Source organism: Pradoshia sp. Z5_111 (assembly GCF_058267535.1).
In genome coordinates, this window is the sequence record NZ_JBZCPQ010000005.1 from 260,514 (window position 1) to 281,034 (window position 20,521).

At 35.6% G+C, this 20,521-nt stretch carries 15 protein-coding genes and 1 pseudogene; 15 read left to right on the forward strand and 1 reads right to left on the reverse strand.

The features are described 5' to 3' along the window. Nucleotides 1–271: 271 nt before the first annotated feature. The 10 genes and pseudogenes from AC4D4A_RS12740 (at nt 272) to AC4D4A_RS12785 (ending at nt 10,878) form a co-directional block, all read left to right on the forward strand. On the forward strand, nt 272–796 hold the full coding sequence (locus AC4D4A_RS12740) for a hypothetical protein (protein WP_490996249.1): 525 nt from the start codon (nt 272–274) through the stop codon (nt 794–796). Nucleotides 797–1,255: 459 nt separating this feature from the next. Next, the gene (locus tag AC4D4A_RS12745) at nt 1,256–2,689 is read left to right on the forward strand and encodes a carbon starvation CstA family protein (protein WP_490996250.1); all 1,434 of its coding nucleotides are present in this window, start codon (nt 1,256–1,258) and stop codon (nt 2,687–2,689) included. A gap of 524 nt (nt 2,690–3,213) precedes the next feature. Further along, nucleotides 3,214–4,500, forward strand: coding sequence for an SGNH/GDSL hydrolase family protein (locus tag AC4D4A_RS12750; RefSeq protein ID WP_490996251.1), 1,287 nt, complete (start codon nt 3,214–3,216; stop codon nt 4,498–4,500). A 60-nt stretch (nt 4,501–4,560) separates the two neighbouring features. Then, a complete protein-coding gene (locus tag AC4D4A_RS12755) occupies nt 4,561–5,322 on the forward strand; it encodes a polysaccharide deacetylase family protein (RefSeq protein WP_490551228.1) in 762 nt (253 codons plus the stop codon). A gap of 644 nt (nt 5,323–5,966) precedes the next feature. Next, nucleotides 5,967–7,763, forward strand: coding sequence for a YwqJ-related putative deaminase (locus AC4D4A_RS12760; protein WP_490996252.1), 1,797 nt, complete (start codon nt 5,967–5,969; stop codon nt 7,761–7,763). Further along, entirely contained in the window at nt 7,753–8,172 is a 420-nt protein-coding gene (locus AC4D4A_RS12765) for a toxin-antitoxin system YwqK family antitoxin (protein WP_490996253.1), read from the forward strand. The genes AC4D4A_RS12760 and AC4D4A_RS12765 overlap by 11 nt, the downstream gene beginning before the upstream one ends. Before the next feature lie 37 nt (nt 8,173–8,209). After that, complete coding sequence (locus tag AC4D4A_RS12770) at nt 8,210–8,911, forward strand: endonuclease V (protein ID WP_490996254.1); 702 nt, start codon at nt 8,210–8,212, stop codon at nt 8,909–8,911. A 652-nt stretch (nt 8,912–9,563) separates the two neighbouring features. Next, nucleotides 9,564–10,076, forward strand: a complete 513-nt coding sequence (locus AC4D4A_RS12775; protein WP_490996255.1) for an Imm6 family immunity protein — start codon at nt 9,564–9,566, stop codon at nt 10,074–10,076. Nucleotides 10,077–10,166: 90 nt separating this feature from the next. Continuing rightward, nucleotides 10,167–10,313: pseudogene (locus tag AC4D4A_RS12780) on the forward strand (polymorphic toxin type 15 domain-containing protein); the annotation flags it as partial. A gap of 19 nt (nt 10,314–10,332) precedes the next feature. Beyond that, the gene (locus tag AC4D4A_RS12785; RefSeq protein WP_490996256.1) at nt 10,333–10,878 is read left to right on the forward strand and encodes a T6SS immunity protein Tdi1 domain-containing protein; all 546 of its coding nucleotides are present in this window, start codon (nt 10,333–10,335) and stop codon (nt 10,876–10,878) included. A 219-nt stretch (nt 10,879–11,097) separates the two neighbouring features. Here the strand turns inward: AC4D4A_RS12785 and AC4D4A_RS12790 are convergent, their stop codons facing one another. Then, nucleotides 11,098–12,420, reverse strand: coding sequence for an alpha-glucosidase/alpha-galactosidase (locus tag AC4D4A_RS12790; RefSeq protein ID WP_490996257.1), 1,323 nt, complete (start codon nt 12,418–12,420; stop codon nt 11,098–11,100). 398 nt (nt 12,421–12,818) lie between these two features. Between AC4D4A_RS12790 and AC4D4A_RS12795 the strand changes: the two genes are divergently transcribed. The 5 genes from AC4D4A_RS12795 (at nt 12,819) to AC4D4A_RS12815 (ending at nt 20,453) form a co-directional block, all read left to right on the forward strand. Continuing rightward, nucleotides 12,819–13,373 carry a hypothetical protein gene (locus tag AC4D4A_RS12795; protein WP_490996258.1) on the forward strand — a complete coding sequence of 185 codons (555 nt, stop codon included), beginning with the start codon at nt 12,819–12,821 and terminating at the stop codon, nt 13,371–13,373. Between the two features lie 112 nt (nt 13,374–13,485). Next, the gene (locus AC4D4A_RS12800; protein ID WP_490996259.1) at nt 13,486–14,790 is read left to right on the forward strand and encodes a hypothetical protein; all 1,305 of its coding nucleotides are present in this window, start codon (nt 13,486–13,488) and stop codon (nt 14,788–14,790) included. Nucleotides 14,791–15,216: 426 nt separating this feature from the next. Continuing rightward, on the forward strand, nt 15,217–17,169 hold the full coding sequence (locus tag AC4D4A_RS12805; RefSeq protein WP_490996260.1) for a DNA/RNA helicase domain-containing protein: 1,953 nt from the start codon (nt 15,217–15,219) through the stop codon (nt 17,167–17,169). 528 nt (nt 17,170–17,697) lie between these two features. Continuing rightward, nucleotides 17,698–18,021, forward strand: a complete 324-nt coding sequence (locus AC4D4A_RS12810; protein WP_490996261.1) for a nucleoside triphosphate pyrophosphohydrolase — start codon at nt 17,698–17,700, stop codon at nt 18,019–18,021. Next, entirely contained in the window at nt 18,018–20,453 is a 2,436-nt protein-coding gene (locus AC4D4A_RS12815; RefSeq protein WP_490996262.1) for a DEAD/DEAH box helicase family protein, read from the forward strand. The genes AC4D4A_RS12810 and AC4D4A_RS12815 overlap by 4 nt, the downstream gene beginning before the upstream one ends. Nucleotides 20,454–20,521: the final 68 nt, after the last annotated feature.

Sequence of the window (20,521 nt, forward strand, 5' to 3'; positions counted from 1 at the left end):
AAATATTTATATTTAATATTGGTTATTAACTATGACAAAATAAATTTTTAAATCCATCGTGGGGTGACATAAATTTGGAGAAGGTCAAGAACAATTATAAGATGAGAAAAGATCTTGGAAAGACATCTAAGGAGTTGATAATTAGGTTTTCTTTAAAAGAAATTGTTTAGGCATTTCAAAAGAAAAAATCATTGCCTGCGTATAATTTGTGTGATTTTTCTAAATTACCTATAATTAGTTTGCGAGAACAACTAAGAATAGGGGACTAAATATGCGTACAATTAAAATTTATGATCGCAATGATTTAATTGAAATTTCATTTGAAGATATTAAAAAGTATCATGGCTATGCGGCTTATATGGCGTTAGGGGTTGGGTTCCGTGTAGTGGAAGCAGCCTTTCAGGAATTGTTTGGAGATGAAATTCCGAATCGGAATGATCTTTCCGTTCAATCGGGGCACGGGGGACCTGGATTCCGTGATGTATTCGAGTTTATTACTCGTTGTAAAACGAGAGGGGTCTATACAGTGGATGTGAATTATCCAGTTGCTCAATACGATCCATACCGTCCGACTAGCTATGCTTATATTTTTACAAGACAAAATGGGGAATCTGTTGAAGTTTCGTTAAAAGAAGACTTTTTACCGCCTATTTTCTATGACTATTTGAAAAAAGGCCGCGAGGATTCATTTACACCTGAAGAATATGATGCCAATGAAGTGCTAAAAAAAGAATTAGGTAACCGTGCTTACGAAATGCCGATTGAAGAGTTATTGAATGTGAAGCGATTAAAATAATTATTTGCATTGGATTGCATAGTGGATAAATCTTTGTCCGGCACATTATAGCTTTGTCAGAGTGGTTCGTTCAGGGATGAATGATGGATTTATTACTTATGCAAGAGACTAATAAGTAAAGAAGGACCTGTTCTAAAGTCTAGGAATATGACTTTTTGAACAGGTCTTCTTTTGTGCAATAGTATGTTATTTATCCTATAAAACATATAAATAGAGCTTGCAAAAATATGATATGGATGCAGTAATCCCTTTCAGCATGCGAATCAATAAAGTCTCGATAACAATCTATCTGATTATTTCTCCGTATTACAGTTTTTCAATAGAAAAGATGGACATATTAAGAAATAGAGGTTTGTTGTCTAAATATACATAATTTTCAGATAAATAATTGTAGAATTAAAATATCTAGTATATAATTCGTGTTATCTGGTAAATAAAACGTTTTTTGGGAGGGTCTTCATGTTTACACTCGTAGGTTCAATTGCTCTATTAATAGTGGCTTATATCGTTTACGGTAAGTTTGTGGAAAAAGTGTTTGTTGTGAATGACCAAACCCCGACACCGGCCTATACGAAAGCAGATAATATGGATTATGTGCCGATGCCGGCTTGGAAGGGCTGGACGATTCAATTATTGAATATTGCCGGTTTGGGTCCAATCTATGGGGCAATCACAGGAGCTTTATATGGTCCAGTGGCGATGGTTTGGATTGTTCTTGGATGCATTTTTGCGGGTGCTGTTCATGACTACTTTGCTGGAATGCTCTCCGTTCGTCATGGAGGAGCGCAATTTCCTACCCTCGTCCAAAAATATTTAGGAAAAGTTATGCGTGTATTCACAGACATTATTTCAGTTGTGTTGATGATTTTAGTAGCGGCTGCCTTCACAGCGGGACCTGCAGCTGTTATTGCGGCTAAAACAGGCATAACATTCATAGTGGCGGTTATTATTATTTTTATATATTTCTTTTTAGCAGCAATTTTACCGATCAATAAAATTATCGGTCGGATCTATCCTTTATTCGGTGCTGTGTTATTGATTATGGCAGGTGCCGTTTTAATCTCATTAATAAGTTCAGATATTAAAATGCCTGAATTGTCTTTTACCAATCTGCATCCAACGGAATTACCCGTATGGCCGTTGTTAATGGTGACAATCTCCTGCGGTGCTATTTCCGGTTTCCATTCTACACAAAGTCCGATTATCTCACGTACCTTGAAAAAAGAAACAGAAGGCCGGAAAGTATTTTATGGAGCTATGATTGGGGAAGGAATCATTGCTTTAATATGGTGTGCAGCTGGAATGAGTTTCTACGGAGGAACCGGCGGTCTTGGAGAGGTTATGACATCCGTTGGTCCAGGCGGAGTTGTCGATGAAATCTCAATTGGACTCTTGGGTACTGTAGGTGGATTGCTGGCTGTGCTGAGTGTGATTATTCTTCCGATCACAACAGGGGATACATCCCTGCGGTCAGCTCGAATGATTGTTCTTGATTTCCTTGGCTCCCGTGTAAAAGGCACTCCAAAAACGGTAGCCGTTCTGGCAACAGTCGCGGTCACGGTTCCGGCTTTTTACCTTTCAACCATTGATTATCAGTTTTTATGGCGGTATGTAGGTATGACAAACCAAATGGTAGCGACTGTCATGCTATGGGTAGCTACCTCGTATTTATTAAAAGAAGCGAAGTTACATTGGATCTCAGGCTTACCAGCTTTGTTTATGACAGCCGTAGTTTTTACTTACCTGATGGTTGCACCGGAAGGGTTTGGACTGGATTATGATTTATCCATAATCATTGGATTATCAGCAACAGCAGGTGTCGGATTATTTTACGCCTATCAAATTATGAGGTTTAGCAAACTGAATGTTCCTGTGTTAGATGAAAAATTATGATGCTATGCATTCACTCTACTGCAGCAATGTGGTGAGAGTGAATGCATTTTTTGGTTCTGCTTAGTCCATTTACTATTCAGAATATAGGTATAGATAGATTATAAAAGATTAATTCAGGATGCCTCATGGTTGTTCAAACTTGTTATATCTGAATCGAATTCATCTCTCTTGAGATTAAGCTGGAAGGTGGAAAATTCTTTAGAACTATTAAATACTCAAAGGAGTCTGGTTCTATTTTCCTCTTTTATCAGTAAAGTCTGATATCTTAGCTTGTTAAGTGGATAAAGTTAGATTTAAGAAGTTATAATCTAAGTATAAGGGAATAATTACCAACTAACTACGCGATTTCGAAAGTCCTTACTTTACTGTTTGACTATTAAATGGCTAAGGAGGAGTGAGATGCTTTTAGAAGGAAGACATGAAACATCTAAAACATATTCATAGACCATTTCTAAGGTAATTTGGAAGCGGGAATACCAAGCGAAGAAAATCTTATAGAATCACTGATTAAGGAGGATAAACAGTTGGTTAGAAAAAAGCTCGTTATTTTTATTATTGTCATATTAGTCATTGTAGCTGGTTTGTTTCCCTCTGTTACACGTTCCCCGATAGAGGCTAAAACGCCTGGAAAGGGTGAACAGTGGGTCGGTGCATGGTCTGCCAGCCAAGTAGCTGCCTGGAAAACAGTTGATTGGGATGGTGGTATTTCACGAAAAGGATTTAATAATCAAACCATCCGTATGGTTATCCATCCCAATGCATCAGGTTCTGCCGTTAGGGTTCGTTTGTCCAATGAATTTGGTGAAAAACCGTTAACATTTGCAAAGGTTACAATCGCGAAAACGAAAAAAAGTTCAGAAGTAGTTGCCGGATCAGTGAAACCTCTTACTTTTGATCGAAAAAAATCTGTCACCATTCCAAAAGGAAAAATGGTTTACAGTGATCCCATCCCTTTTAAGGTTAAGGATGGAATGGACTTAACAATTAGTGTCCATCTCCGTGGTGATAGCGGTCCAGTGACTTGGCATAATACTTCTAATCAAACAACCTATATTTCAGAAGAAGGAGATTACTCAAGCGAAGTGAGCGGAGATTCCTTCACACAAACCTTTGATTCATGGTTTTGGTTATCAGGAGTGGATGTAAGGGCTGAATCTAATAAGAAACCACGGGTGATTGTGGCGTTAGGTGATTCAATTACGGATGGCTATTTATCGACTTTAAATGAAAATCGCCGTTGGACGGATGTTTTAAATGATCGTCTAGACCACGAGATTAAAAATCAAACCTTTTCCGTCCTTAATTCAGGGATTTCCGGCAATCGAATACTGACAGATTCCCCTATCTTTGGTGAAAAAGCCCTTTCTAGACTTGAAAGAGATGTGTTCTCGCAAACTGGGGTTACGGATATTATCCTGTTAGAAGGAATCAATGATATCGGTCATGAACCGCATGTGTATGATGCGAAGAAAATCATTGCTGGAATGAAGGAAATTGCAAAACAGGCTCATAAGCACGGACTCAGGATATATATCGGTACATTGACACCCTTCAAGGGCTATGATGAAGGGAATTATTACACCGAAGAAGGGGAGAGAACTCGTCAGGAAGTGAATAAATGGATCCGCAACAACCGTGTATTTGACGGGGTGATTGATTTTGATTATGTGTTGGCTGATCCAGAAAATCCCGAAAAACTTTTAGCAGAGTTCGACAGTGGAGACGCCTTGCACCCCAATGACCTGGGATTAAAAGCCATGGCTGAATCAATTGATTTATCCATTTTTAAGAAGCCATTAAATAAGAAGTAATAAGTAGATTATTAACTAGGGCTGTATCGTTGTGATTAATATGCGAAAGGGTGAGCATTGATGAAAAAAGTAATTGGTCTGTTTTTTGCTGTGGGATTTTTACTAAGTGTGAATTCATACTTTTTATCAACAGCAAGCGCAAAGCAATCAAATGACGTTAAAATCCCTGTTTTGCTTTATCATGTAGTGAAGCCTAATCCGGATCCTGCCAATCCGTATCAATTCAATCTCAAAGAATTTGAGAAGCATATGGCATATCTTCATAAAAACGGCTATAGGACATTAACAATGAAGCAGTACTTCAACATCCTTGATAAAAAAGCAGCTATGCCTAAAAAGCCAATTCTGCTGACGTTCGATGATAATTCAGATGATTTTTATCCATATGTTTATCCAATCTTACAGAAATATGGAATGAAGGCAACTCAATTCACAGTTTCCGATTGGGTGAATGGCAGCTGGAATATGACTGCGGAAGAGATATTAACCGTTATGGAGAATGGAATTGATATCCAAAACCATTCGGTCACACATACGTACCTTGCAGATTTAAGCAGGGAGGAACAATACGCAGAAATTGATGATGCCACGATTGCTCTAAAAGAGTTAACGGGCAGGAAAACAAATGTATTCGCCTATCCTTACGGAAACTATAATGCCGAAACAATTTCTATTCTGAAAGAACTGGGATTCAAAGGTGCTTTCAAAGTAGGAGGAGGACTTAGTACAGATAAAAGTAACAGAATGGAATTACCTCGAATTATGATCCTTCAAGAGCATACGTTAGATGATTTTATCAGAATGATTAATACAGGATATTAGGGGATGTGGTAATGCCGGAAGTCCGGCTGGCTGCATTGCAAAAGCACCGAATTGGTGCTTTTTTATTTGAGTGGTATTGATATTTAACTCTGAAAATCCTAATTCATCTTATAGTACGCAAACAAATCCTATGTGAACCAGCATTCGATTTTACAATTCTTAACAATCCTTTGTCTTTTCTCAGAATGTAAAGTATACGTGAATGGCGATTAGATGGTTATAGAGCAGAAAGCTCCAGGTTGGATACCGTATAGATATCCTGGGTATTGGTTCCTATATTATTACTTTATATGAGGATTCAGAAGGATAATAAGAAAGTTACTAACAATGAAGAATATATAGCGTAAAAAGCACTTGATTGTGAACTGCATCCCTTCATTCTGAGCAACCGAGTAAAATATTGAAGTTTATAAGAATGGAGTTGTTCAAACGTTTATGAAAATGACTTTTTAACAGATTTTTTGCAATGCTAAGTTGTTTGTCCTATAACTTTTATTTATATAGTAGGTAAAAAGGGGTATTTTGCGAGGGGTTAGAAGGGATAAATTACCAAATGGAGAATAAAAGATAGAAGACTGTCTAATCAGAACGAATCATCTCAGAGAAACAACCAGGACCTATTAAATTGAGGAAAGGGGTCTTCAATGGATGTGAAATATATTCCTGCCGATTGGGAGAAAATGCGAGCAGGATTGAGGGATTTGTTGGGTCATGGATTTGGGAAGGGAATGTTCGATCATTTAAAAGATGTCAATGAAGTACTAGAAGATGCAGAAAGAGATATTTCGAAATATGATGGTGATGGAGCGATTTCCTTTCAGCATACGAGTCAAAAAAGTCTCTATAATAGCCTAGCCGATGATTTCTCCGTATTACATCGCTTTAGCGGGAAAGTCGGGGATATTGTGGACCGGACGATTGATGAGCCGTTCTATAAGGACATGGATAACTTCGTCCAAGCGGTAAGAGATCTTTCCATTTCGAACTATAGCACTGGGAATCGAATCGGCGCCAAAGAGATGGTGCAGTATGGCTATGGAGCAAGCACTACTCAAATGGAAGTGCCGAAAACGGAGGTAGGCATCGATGATTTATTGAGCGGTGGCAACTTTTATGCGGATCAGATGAAACAACAGTTTGAAGAATGGAAGGTCGCCAATCCAGATCAGGAGATATCCGCAGAAGAGTATCGAATGGCAGCGGTCAACAGTCGGGCCTTTGAATATGAATCCATCAGGGACAAACAGGAAAACAAAGAGTTCTGGGCAGGGATTGCCGCTTTGGTCGTAATTGTGGGAGTATCACTAGTATGTCCTCCAGCCGGGATTGCCTTAGGGGCGGCTTATGGCGTTATGGAAGTCAGTTCCGCCGTGTCAGGGAAGGACTGGGTGTCTGGCAGGGAAATGAGCACATCCGAGCGCTGGACTCGTGGGCTGTTAGCGCCGCTAGATATCATCCCTGCAGCTGGGGCAGTATCGAAATTTGCCAAGGGAGCCGAACTTGCCCGCTTGGGAGATCATGTGGGACAATTAGGAATAAGAACGCCCGGTGCTAAAATCAATGCCGGTGCTCATCATGTCCAGCGACTGGTCAATTCGGCTTCTAATTATGCCACTACCAGGTTGCGGAGTGCGACAAATGCTTTAAATGATGCTAAAAATGTTGCCATCAATAAAGTGGCTCGAGATCTCGTCGATGTCGGTAAAGTGGTTGATACCTCCGTTACCTGGACGAGGAATAATTTAAACTTCGGAAGACAAGCTGTAACTCCGGACGGTACCGTAATTCGAATCAAAGAAACGGCTGAAAACACACATAAGGTCGAAACTAATCTAAAGGATTTTTTGAGTCGGTTTGAGGGGATTAATTTAAAGTCTGAAGGTACTGGTAAAGCTGAAAAGCTTCAAAGAGGGAAATATGCAAATCATTTGGATAAACTTCATGAAAAATTTGGTAAGTTAACACCTGAACAAATTAATGAACGAATTAATTTACGTGCTAATACAAAAAGTGAATTGGAAAGACTTCAGCAAATATACAACGGTCGCCCGAATTTTGGAAAAGATAAAATGGGACCAGCTTTAGCAGGTGTTTATGATAAAAAAACCAGGAAATATTACTATGCCATAAATACTAGTGATGGTGCAGTTCCAGATTTAGTGCCTTTACTACAAAAACGACTTGATAACATGCCAAAAGAAGTGTTTGATTCTTATAGCCATCTAAGTAAGGGAGCTGGCTCGCACGCAGAGGTTTTAGCTGTAAATGAAGCATTAAAGATGAATCCTAAAGCACGAATAGAAGATTTAACTGTAAATGTTATAAGAACAGGAATTAATAAGAATAAGCCTGGTGGAATTATGTTCAAGTGTTGTCCACATTGTTCATATTTATTGAAGGAATTTGAAGTAATATCGGAGGTTTCTAAATATGGAAGATAAAATATTAAATCAAGAATACGTTTTGAAAAATGGTAAGAAGTTTGGAGAAAATTTTGGATTTGGAGGAGATGACTACGATTCTTTTATAGTAGAATATGATCATGATAATAATGAGCATATTTTTACTGGAATCATTTATGATTGTTATGAAAATGGTAATTTAGCAAATTACTATATGGTCGAGGATGGAATTAAGAACGGACAGATGGTAAATTTTTATTCAAATGGACAAGTCAAAGAATTCAAACATATAGAAAAAAATACTCTAGAAGGTGTACAAAAAGAATTTTATGAAAATGGTGTTATAAGATTAATAGAATATAGAGTTTCAGGAAGGTTAGTTAGTTTTAAAAAATTTGGTATAGACGGCAAAGTAGTGGAAGAAATGAAAGATACAAACAAACAATGAAATTTTATCAAATCTATGTTAGTGAAGTGAGTGAAAAATGAGAAAAGAAGAGTTGTTCAAAAAGGAACAAGAAAAATGGATTCCGATGATTTCATTAAATAATAATTTTCATTTAGCTGATATTCATTTTGTGGCTGGAATTGATATTGCATATTGGTCAGAAGGTAAGAAAGATTATGGAGTTTGTTGTATTGTTGTCATAGACTATATTACAAAACAAATTATAGAAGAAGTAGAATATTCGGGGCAAATAGATGTGCCGTATATTTCAGGATATCTAGCTTTTCGGGAACTCCCTTTAGTGGTTAAAGCAGTGAAAAAACTACAGTGTCAACCAGATCTTTATATGTTCGATGGAAATGGCTATCTTCATTATAGGAATATGGGAATCGCAACACATGCTTCGTTTTATTTAAATAAACCTACGATAGGTGTTGCGAAAAGCTATCTAAAGATAAAAAATACGGATTTTCAAATGCCTAAAAATGAAAAAGGGAGTTTTACTTATATTAAAGTTGATGGAGAAGTATATGGAGCGGTGTTAAGAACGAGAAAAGATGTAAAACCCATTTTTATTTCATGTGGTAACTGGATAGATTTAGAGAGTTCAATAGAAATAACTTTACATTTCGTGGAGAAAAATAGTAGATTACCAATTACGACAAGATACGCAGATATAGCAACCCATAAGAGTAGAAGAAAACATGTTAATAAAAATGAAGATGTAAAGTATATTTAGAATGAGTTGGATAGTTGTAAGAATTGTTTATAATACGTATTTGCATTCAATATATTTATGTTTTTGAACTAGAAGAAAGGCGGCTATTTCTTCTAGTTTTTTTGTATGATTGAAAGAGTATAACCATAGACATAATAATTGGTTCATAAACAAAGACTGCTCAGAAGCAACGATATCAAAGGAATAATGTGTGCTCCACGGAGCTTTTTGTATGGATATTTCCATTTTGGTATAATTGTAAATATTAATTGATGGAATTAGAGGACAGTAAAATAAAAGACTATAAATCTTATCAGAGTCGGCTAAACGTGAGGTCGACATAATAGAGCTATTGAAAGAATCTGATGAAAATGCAATTGGATAATCGAAGCACTTGCATGTAAAAGGCTGAAGAGAAAGCCGTCCAGTATTTATTGGAGTGGATTAAAAACATTTGAGATGTTTACAAGTCCTTATTTATTACTTGAGGATATGCGAAAGAAGTATGCAGATTGAATTTGCAAAAACAGATATAAGTCCCAAGGTCTTTCTAATGAAGAAGAAGACGATAAAGATGTTGTTCAGTTGGGAAACTGTGTGATTCAATACAAAGAGAAAGGATACATGGCTAAATGTATCCTTTTCCCGTATATTGATTAGTTGGAGGTTAATCATGACTAATACAAAATTCGAAAGTTTATCTGATGATGGTAAAGTAATATTTTTTCTTGGACTTTCAGAGAAAGTTTTGTCGGTATTTTCACAAAAGGAAGACCAAATTTTAGCTCAGGAAGTTATATATAAATGTTGGGGATGGGTAAAAGATAAAGAAAATATAGGGGATAGTCTTTATGAATTATTGGATAATGAGGATAATGGTATAACTATTATTCAAGAGATGTCAGATAATGAAGTAGATATAATAGCATGGAACTGTATTATTGATGCTGTGGCTTATACTAGTAGAAAGGCATTTGAAAAAGAAGGGGTTAAATACTACCCAGAACCAATTGCTTTAGTTGATGACTCGTTAGTAGACCATTTTATTGACTGTTTCGGGAAGTGTATAGAGAATTCGGATATCTTTATTCAGAAAATAAATTCTTTATTGGATCATTCCAATAACGAGAATATTGCGAGTGATTTACGTACAAAAGTTTTAAGGGAGTTACAATTACAAAATTAAATATTACTTTATTCTTTATTTTAAGATTAATGTATAAAAGCAAGCACTTGATTTCCTTTTAGATACAAGTGCTTTTGGTTTTTATAAAGTTTGGGGGATAAAAGAGTAAATTCTTCGATAGGTTCACAATGGAAATATAGAATTGATCTCGTTGATGAACAAATTGGGGGAATTGCAAAGGGGATGACACCTGAGCAGTTAAAGAATACTTATTTAAATGTTAAACTAACTCAATAATCAAAGGATGGTATGTAATTTGGAAACTATATTTAGCGATTTTATAAAACATGAAACAGTTGATGAAAATGTTATATTAAAATATAAGGATATACTTCCTGAGGAATTAATAGAAACATGGAAAAAATATGGTTTTGGTACTTTTTCAAAAGGCTTTTTAAAAGTTATTAATCCAGACGATTATTTAGATACTTTAGAGAAAAGCTATTTAAGGTATGAGCAGGCGATTCCCATCTTTACAACCGCAATGGGTGATATTATAGTATGGGAAAAAGGTAAGTATGTGAATTTACTAAACTTTAGAAAAGGATATGTTAATGTTGTTTCATCTGGATTTGAATTCTTTTTTGAGGACTTAGAGGATAATAATTTCATGAACGATGAATTAAAGTGGCAGCCTTATCCTGAGGCGCTTAGTAAATACAGTGCCCCTAACTTTGACGAGTGTTTTGGTTACACTCCTTTATTAGGTTTAGGTGGAGCAGAAAAAGTGGAAAACTTGAAAAAAGTCAAATTGAGAGAACATATTCTTATTATTACGGAATTTATGGGACCAATCCAGTAAGACTTGGGGATATAATAAAGAACTATGAAAAGCACTTGATTGTATTATAGGTGCCTGCATCCCAATTGTTAGACACATATAATAATTGGGATGCAGTTTTTCTATGGCTAAATATATAGGATAATTTGAGCTTTTAAATCATAGTAGATTTAGAGTAAACAATAACAAAGAGAAAGGATACATGAGTTCATGTTCCTTCTCTAGTCATTATTTCTATTATCAAGCTGTAACTGATTTTTTATAATGTAAATGTCGCCCTTTAGTGAACTTCGGTAAATGCTGTTTATGTGCTTCCAGTAATTCGGACGCCATATCCCAAATTTCTTCTAACGACAGGACGGAGGAGGCGTGAGGATCCAACATAACTGCTTGATAAACATAATCAATATCACCTGTTAGAACGGCTTCTACAATCAGCTGCTGTACATTGATATTTGTCATATTCATAGCGGCGAGCTGTGGAGGCAGATTGCCAATATAGGTTGGCTGAATTCCGCGTTTATTGACCAGGCAAGGGACCTCAACACAGGCATTGGTTGGCAGGTTCGTTATTAAATTAGTATTTAATACATTTCCCCATATTTCACGGTTAACACCCGTTTCCATGGAGTGTATAATCGGAGCCCCATATTCGTGACTTTCCTCTGTATTAAAGGGAACATTATTTTCAATTTTCTCTTTTGTTTCTTCAAAATGCTTTAAATTAGCTTCGCTTCGTCGGATATATTCATCAATTGGAATAGAGAAGTCCTCAATAAGTGAATCTCTTTTTATGAAATAAGGTGTGTATTCGGAAAGATGTTCACTTGATTCTGTGATGAAGTAGTTCAGTCTATTCATCATTTCAAAGCGTACTTTATCCTTTTTATAAATGGCCGGATCTTTCATTGCCTCAAACAAAGCAGGGTACAGATCATTTCCTTTATGCTTTAATTCCAAGAACCATGCCATATGATTGATTCCTGCAACCTTATATTCCAGTTCTTCTGCTGGAAGATTCAGATATCCAGCTAATTCTCCCGCGGTGTTTTGTACGCTATGACAGAGACCTACTGTTTTAATGGATGTCGCTTTTTCAATGGCAAGGATAAGTGCAGCCATTGGATTTGTATAGTTTAGTAATAGAGCATCCGGACAAACCTCCTCCATATCCCTGCAGATATCTAAAACAACCGGAATGGTCCGCAGTGCTCTAAATACTCCGCCTACTCCAAGTGTATCTGCAATGGTTTGTTTTAGCCCGTATTTTTTAGGGATTTCAAAATCAATTAAGGTGGATTCATGCATACCGACCTGTATGAGATTGATCACATAGCTGGCACCTTTTAATGCATCTCGTCGATTTTGATGAGCTTCTACTGTTGCGATGTTTCCATTTTGCTCGATTAAAGAAAGCGCCATTTTTTCTGCAGTTAGCAATCGATCTTCGTTTATGTCCATTAAGGAGAAGGTTGTCCCTATTAATTCTGGATAACTAAGAATATCTGAAATAAGTCTTTTGGCAAAAACAACACTTCCAGCACCGATTATTGTTACTTTCATTTGAAAATCCCTCCAATTTTAATTGATTAGCCTTTGATTGAACCAGATGGAAGACCTTGGATGAACATATACTAACACTTTAAGAAAACGCTTGCCATTTTTATTTAAATTTTTAGAAAAATATACAAATCGATTTTTGTTGTGTAAGGAAAAAGATTAGATTCAACATATAAGCTTATAGGCTACATCGAGTTATATGTATAAATGCTTGTCACTACAACATCAAAAATTCAACTTGTTACGTAGGTAAAAAGTGACACGAGTTCTAATGATTATAAGTGGTATAGAAGTAATAAAGCGTAACAAGCAGTTCCGAATTGTATACAGTCTCTTGCATAATGCTAGTCTTTGGATAGATGAAGCAAGCTGAGAAATTTTCTAGAAAGGAATTGATTTCAATGTCAACAAGCAGATGTTTGAAAGTGATTATAGGAAGCGTAGCCATGATGGTGATCATCAGTGGTTGTAGTGGACAGGAAGCCAAATCAGTTAAAGGGGAGGTTCATAATGAATACGTTGATCTAACAGAGTTGGAGGATACTGCATTGGAAGGTCAGCGTACTTTAAAAGTGGAAGGTTTGAAAGTGAAATTTGAAGAAGAGTTGGTAGCAGAACAAGAACGAATTGCCAAAGAGAAAGAAGAAGCTGAACGTAAAGCTAAAGAGGAGGCTACAGCTAAGGCAAAGGCCGAAGCCGAAGCGAGAGCTAAGGAAGAAGCAAAAGCAAACCCGGCAAATATGGGTCCGGTAGAAAAAGCACAGTGGGAAAATAACAACTTTGCAGATGTGCATGAGCGTGCTAACTACTTAAATGCTCACCGAAACCATTATGATAATATTTATAGTGAGGAACAAACCAAAACTTATCTTAATACATTGAATGATTATTTACAGACTTCTGGAGAGATGCAAACGGAAGCGCTCTTGAACGGAGAAATGGAAGCAGTTGAATAAAAGAAATATATTATCTATCGGATACATATTTTATATTCAATGTGGAATATAAAAATAATTAACTGAACTAAGGATATAAATTATTAAACACTCTATGCAGAGGGGAATGTATATGGATTCATTTTTACTTTTAATAATTTTTTTAGTAATAACCATTTCTTTAATTTGTTTATTTCTAATGAAACGGAGTAAAGAGGTAGAAAATAAAGCTAGTGTTAGTACTGTTTTTACGGAAAATAATAGAGAAACTAAAAAGTACGAAATTAAGGAAGATGTGTCCGTATTGGAAATTAAACCTTATTCTCAATCTATGATTGAAGAATATAAACCGGCCCTAAATTCTATAAGGCTTACTGATAAATTAAAAGAGCAAGTTGAAAATATCATAAAATTAACTCCACATACTAATGAAATTATAAAGAAGGAGAATCAAATTGTTATAAAGTTTAATAACGATGTTATGAGAAAAATTAAAACTGGGGAACTACATCTAATGAACAAGAAGGGTTCCATTAATGAGTTCAGAACAATGGCTGTGGATAATAGGGGTAAAATAAGAGCACATGGTTGGGAAGAGATTAAGGAGGTTAAAAAAGTAAATCCTGCCCAATTGGCTAATCTAGCTTTTGGTGCAATGACAATTATAACCTCACAAGAACATTTGGATAGGATAAATAAACAGTTAACAAAGATAGATGGAAAAGTCGATTTTTTAGTAAGAAATATTAGTCAAGAGAAAAGAGGGAAAATACAAGGTAATATTAAGTATTTGAAGTCTTTAATGCCTGACATTCTTCAACAATCATATGGATTTGAATCATCTAATTACCATATTATTGAAAATATTATCAACGAAACTTATAGAGATATTCAATATTTTATAAATATCATTAATGATTTAATATATGAAATAAATAATGTACAACCTCAGGCATCATTCAAGGTAGAAACCATAATAGACAGTATAAAATTAATCTCAAAAAGATTTAATGAGGCATTAGAACTGTGTTATGGCAATATTGAATTAATGAATGTTTGTATGAGTTTAAAAGCAGATATTCTGCCAGACACTCAATCATATGAGGTAAGGATTGATGATATTGAATACTATATGACTGATATTGAAAAACTTGAAAAGGATTTTATTAATATACTTAATAATAAAATCAATTCTCTTGATGTAAAATTCAATATCAGATTTAAACCTAGTGAATATCTTAAAAATAAAAAACAAGATCTTCAAAAAGAGGTGAATATCCTAAAACAGAAGATTGTTCAGAATAGGAATGAAATCAATAAAGGGAATAAATTATTGACAAAGATTGATGATTTGATAGAAAACCCAACTGATTTAAAAGTAGAATATGATAAACAAGGCAATATATTAGCTATTCATAAATTAGAAAGAATTAAGTAAGGAGTATGGATAAAGAGAAAAGTAGTTACTATAAATGATTATTGAAACAACCGTTTAACTACCCTTGGTTTAATATAAGCTTGAAACCAAATATCGAATGTAAAAAGTCGGCACCTCCGGTCTGGTTAACGTAGCAAAAAGGAGGTGCTTTTTCATGCGTATGTTTTACAAGGAGGCTTAGTAAATTTTGGGCAGAGTGTGGAGGTTGTTTAAACCTATTATTAACGTTCTTGCATCAAATTATATTATGAAGCAAAAAAAATTCTAGCGTTTGCAATGTTAAATGCAGAAGTTATCACAGTTCTTTTATTGTATAGTTTTGTGCGATTGATTCTGGGAGTATCTTGGTAGGGGATAAATATTTTATGATACTATATTGAGTATAATGAACAGTGTACATCTGATAGAGGGAAAAGGTGGATTCTAATGATTGTATATGAAGCTCTAAAAAGTGAATTTATGCAAGATGTATTTGAAGATAAACTCGTAGATAATATTGTTAAAAATTATACTGATAAAATTGGTCGAATCAATAAGAGTGAATTAAGGTCATGGGATAATTCCCTAAAGAATATGCATTTGGTGCTCTTAGATCCGGATATACCAGATAATGCTGGTGTAGCAATTGAATTTAAGATACCTTATACTTCAAAGCGCGTTGATTTTCTTATTTCTGGGAGTGATGAAGAAGAGAATCAATCAATTGTGATTGTCGAATTAAAGCAATGGCAGGAAGCTGAGAAGGTTGAAGGCAAGGAAGCGATTGTCAAAACCGTTTTAGGTGGTGGCCTTAGAGAAACGACGCATCCTTCCTATCAAGCATGGTCATATGCTGCCTTAATAGAAGATTATAATGAAAATGCCCAGGATGGTCAGGTGGAATTGTATCCATGTGCCTATTTGCATAATTATATAAAGCTACAAGAAGACAATGATCCCATAATAGATGATTATTATCAGTATTATATTGAGAAAGCTCCAGTGTTTAGAAAAGGTGACGCTGCAAAGCTACGTGAATTTATTAAGCGCTATATAAAATTCGGCGATAATAAGGAAAATCTATATAAAATTGAAAACGGTCGGATTAGGCCTTCAAAATCATTACAGGATTCCTTAGTCAATATGTTAAAGGGAAACAAGGAATTCGTAATGATTGATGATCAAAAGGTTATCTTTGAAACAGCCAAAACCCTTGCAGCAGAAGCTCAAAGAACCAATACGAAGCATGTGCTGATTGTTAAAGGGGGACCGGGAACAGGTAAATCCGTATTAGCAATCAATCTTTTAGTTGAGTTAACAGCTAAGAACATGGTGTGTCAATATGTAACCAAGAATGCGGCTCCTCGAAATGTATATGCGAAGAAGCTAAAGGGGGATTTCCGCAAGGGGCATATTGATAATCTATTTAAGGGATCAGGCAGTTATATTGAGGCAGCCTCAAATGGCTTTGATGTATTAATTGTTGATGAGGCTCATCGTTTAAATGAGAAATCGGGTATGTTTAACAACCTTGGTGAAAATCAAATGAAGGAAATCATAAATGCGTCTAAGTTATCAATCTTTTTTATCGATGAACATCAACGTGTTACATTGAAGGATGCTGGCAGTATCTCGACGATAAAAAAATTTGCTGAATACTATAATGCTGATGTATCTTATGCCGTATTAGAATCTCAATTCCGTTGCAACGGATCGGATGGTTATTTGGCTTGGATTGATGATGTTCTACAAATAAGACGTACGGCAAATGATCATTTTATGGGGAGTCATTATGACTTTAGAGTATACAGCGACCCGGTTGCTATGAAGGATGAAATCTTTAAATTGAACAAAATTAACAATAAAGCTCGTTTACTAGCAGGATACTGTTGGGATTGGAAGAAGGAAGGCAAGGCTAATTCGGAAATTCATGATATTGAATTACTGGAACATGGTTTTAGTATGAGCTGGAATTTGGCTAATTCCGATAGTTGGGCTATTGATCCCGAATCCGTCAATGAAGTGGGATGTATCCATACGTCTCAAGGGTTAGAGTTTGATTATGTCGGTGTTATCATTGGTGATGACCTGTTTGTAGAAGGTAATGAAGTAAGAACGGATTATACGAAAAGAGCCCGAACCGATAATTCATTAAAAGGTATAAAGAAAATGATGAAAGAACAACCGGAGGAAGCTGCAAAGGTTGCTGATGAGATTATAAGAAATACTTATAGAACGCTCCTGACGAGAGGTCAAAAAGGCTGCTTCGTATATTGTACGAATAAAGAACTAGAATTGTATTTAAAAGAGCGTTTGAAAGATACTAAAAATATTTATGAGCCGAATGAATTCTTCCGTACGAATCAAGAAGTTGCCGAGAAAAAGGGTAAATATAAATAGTTGAAAAGATTTCAGAACAGAGTTGACTCTTTAAAGAAAATACTATTCTGGGGTCTGTTTATTATGCCTGATATAATCCTTTTTTTCAGTCAAAGTTTATAAAATGAGAAAAGGGAAGTATAAGTTTAAGTACAACAATATAACTCAAGTGTACTGTAGTGGTAAAATTTGATGTTTTGTTAGTAATAGAGGCAATATGTTGTTTAAATGAAAATATAAGAGACGAAAAATAATCTTCAAGGTTGATTCATAAGACGGAGTCTAATTAATATAATAATTTTGCTCCTAAGGGAAGGGCATATTTTAGTCAAATGCTAGTTTTACTAGCTTTTATTAAATAAAATACGCCCTTATTTTTAGTATATACAAGTAAATCAAATTGCTGATATGAAGCGTAATAAAGAGAATTTATGAGCAAAATAGAACCTTCAATTAGATAGAGGTTCTATTTTGCTATATAGAATCCCGTATAGATTAAATAAATGATATTATTTATATATATAATTTTTTGATTGGAGTAAATTGACTATGCCTATACACAACAAACTAGTCCGTGATTTAATCCCAAATATAATAGAAGAAACAGGTAAAACATTCTCGATGAGAGTATTAGATAATGAAGAATATATTAAGGAATTAAGAAAGAAAAGTCATGAAGAGCTACAGGAGTATTTGGCTGCGAAAGATGATGAGAGTGCCATAGAGGAGCTTGCTGATTTGCTGGAGATCATTCATGCATTAAGCAAATGCCATGGAGCTGATTTCAATAAGGTGGAAGAGGTTCGTGTGAAAAAAGCAGCTAAACGTGGCGGATTCGAGGATAAAATTTTCTTAATCGAGGTAGAAGATTGAGCAAGATTCAATTAATTACCCATGATTTACTAGACCATCTTACACAGAGTATCAGCCAGGCGAAATCTTGTTATATCCTCACATCCTTTGTTATGAATTCAGGTGTTAAGCTGCTTGAGCCTCTATTAAAGATAGCTGCTGAAAACGGGGCTGATATTAAAATTTGTACTGGTGATTATCTATATATTACGCAACCGGAAGCGTTAAGGAGATTGATGAATATTCATCCAGATATTGAAACGAGGATCTGGAAGAGTGAGGGGATCTCCTTCCATCCTAAAGCCTATATTTTTGAAAACGAAGATGAAGGGATCTTTTATATTGGTAGTTCCAATATGTCCAAATCTGCCTTGACGAAAGGTGTTGAATGGAATCTGGCAGTTGCCGGAGAAGCTGAAGATGATGCAGTAGAGTCAGTTATCACTAAATTTCTTGAGGTCTTTCATAATCCAGCCACGGTACCATTGAATGAAATCACTCTGGAAAAGTATCAAGCTGAATACACAGAATTCCACAATCAACATCCGCAGCTACAGACTAAATGGACCCAGCAGGAAGAACTTGATTTAACTTTACCTGAAGAGGACATACCTAGAGGGAATTCAACTACTTCTAGTCAAGTCATTAAACCACCTGAAGTATATAATGTCATTGTTCCTCGTTTTGCCCAGAAGCCTGCACTGGAGGAATTACAGAAAATACAGGAAGAAGGCTATGACAAAGCAATGATTGTGATGGCAACCGGTCTTGGTAAAACCTACTTGGCAGCCTTTTTTGCAAAGCAATTCAAACGGATTTTATTTATTGCCCATTTGGAAGAGATCCTGAACCAGGCATCATCCGCCTTTAAGAATGTGATCCCGTATGTAACAACCGGTATATATAATGGAAAGGAAAAAAATACTGAAGCGGATGTAATCTTTTCTTCTATACAAACCTTGAGCAGGAAAAGGCATTTAGAGACATTTTCGCCCGAAGAATTCGATTTAATCATTGTTGACGAATTTCATCACGCAGCGGCTCATTCCTATCAAAAAGTACTAGACTATTTTCAACCAAATTTCTTACTTGGAATTACAGCCACACCAGATCGAAATGATTATCGAGATATTTATGCAATTTGTGATGGTAACGTTGCCTACCGGATTGAGTTTATTGAAGCGGTTCAAAAGGAATGGCTATCACCTTTTCATTATTACGGTGTCTATGATGAAACAGATTATTCTCAAATCAGATGGTTAGGAAATAAGTATGATGCCGAACAACTGGCTGAAGTTCAGCTAAAGGAAAGCATTGCAGAAAAGATACTAGATGCTTGGGAACAATATAAACAATCGAGAACATTAACTTTCTGTTCCAGTATTGTACAGGCTGATTTCTTATCCAACTACTTTAATAAACGAGGGTACCGCACAGTAAGTTTGCATTCTCATTCACCATCCGGATTGCGTGAAAAAGCAATCAGAAAGTTAAACGAGGGACAACTAGATGCCATCATGACGGTCAATCTATTTAATGAAGGTGTTGATATCCCAAGAGTAGATACTCTGTTGTTTGCGCGACCAACTGAGTCGTTGACTGTTTTTACCCAGCAGATCGGCCGAGGTCTACGTTTGGCTGATGGGAAAAGCCATTGCATAATCATTGATTTAATTGCCAACTATCGAAATGCAGATATTAAGCAGTCCATGTTTTATCTTCCTCAGGAATCAAAAACGAAAAAGAATAAGCAACTGCCAGTTCTACCAATGGGTTGTGAAATGCATTTAGAACTGGAAGCAAGAAAGCTTATTGATGAAATGGCTAAAAAGAAAATGCCGCGAAAAGAACAGCTGTTGAATAGCTACTTGCAAGTGAAGACAGAGCTCGGTAGAAGACCAACTTACTTGGAAATGCATATGCATGGTTCCGAAGATAGCAAGTTGTTCAAACAGGAGTTTAAATCGTATTTTGCTTTTTTAAAGTGGGCTGAGGAACTGACTGAAGAAGAAAGAAAAGTGGTTGATCAATATGCCAATTGGTTTTATGAGGTAGAATCAACTGGGATGTCGAAGAGCTATAAGATGGTTTTGTTATTAGCCATGCTGAAAAGAGGCCCGAATGAATGGATGAAACCAATAAATGCCAAAGAAGTTGCTCCCTTTTTTCATTATTATTTAACTGAAAAAGAATACAGAAAACACATCGATTTTAATGATAAAACTACAAAAGTCTTATGGAATTATGATGAAGGAAAAGTTGCTTCACTAATTGAAAAAATGCCAATGAGGAAGTGGAGCGGGAGTTCGAAAGGGCTAATTGAATTTGAAGAAGGAATTTTTTCTCTGCTGTTTGATATAGATAAAAAAGAAGAAAGAAAGGTGTATGAGTTTACAAAAGAGATTTGTGATTATCGGTTGCAGGTTTATTTTGAGAAGAAAAATTATTGGTGATTAGATGAACATTCAAAACACCTGGAAAGTAGTATCGTATTGATTTTTAAACAAAGCAAACTTCTAAA

Coding starts and splice junctions, on each gene's coding strand:
- AC4D4A_RS12800 (WP_490996259.1), top strand. CDS start 13,486: ATGGATTCATTTTTACTTTTAATAATTTTTTTAGTAATAACCATTTCT.
- AC4D4A_RS12760 (WP_490996252.1), top strand. CDS start 5,967: ATGGATGTGAAATATATTCCTGCCGATTGGGAGAAAATGCGAGCAGGA.
- AC4D4A_RS12790 (WP_490996257.1), bottom strand. CDS start 12,420: ATGAAAGTAACAATAATCGGTGCTGGAAGTGTTGTTTTTGCCAAAAGA.
- AC4D4A_RS12755 (WP_490551228.1), top strand. CDS start 4,561: ATGAAAAAAGTAATTGGTCTGTTTTTTGCTGTGGGATTTTTACTAAGT.
- AC4D4A_RS12805 (WP_490996260.1), top strand. CDS start 15,217: ATGATTGTATATGAAGCTCTAAAAAGTGAATTTATGCAAGATGTATTT.
- AC4D4A_RS12745 (WP_490996250.1), top strand. CDS start 1,256: ATGTTTACACTCGTAGGTTCAATTGCTCTATTAATAGTGGCTTATATC.
- AC4D4A_RS12810 (WP_490996261.1), top strand. CDS start 17,698: ATGCCTATACACAACAAACTAGTCCGTGATTTAATCCCAAATATAATA.
- AC4D4A_RS12770 (WP_490996254.1), top strand. CDS start 8,210: ATGAGAAAAGAAGAGTTGTTCAAAAAGGAACAAGAAAAATGGATTCCG.
- AC4D4A_RS12740 (WP_490996249.1), top strand. CDS start 272: ATGCGTACAATTAAAATTTATGATCGCAATGATTTAATTGAAATTTCA.
- AC4D4A_RS12765 (WP_490996253.1), top strand. CDS start 7,753: ATGGAAGATAAAATATTAAATCAAGAATACGTTTTGAAAAATGGTAAG.
- AC4D4A_RS12795 (WP_490996258.1), top strand. CDS start 12,819: ATGTCAACAAGCAGATGTTTGAAAGTGATTATAGGAAGCGTAGCCATG.
- AC4D4A_RS12775 (WP_490996255.1), top strand. CDS start 9,564: ATGACTAATACAAAATTCGAAAGTTTATCTGATGATGGTAAAGTAATA.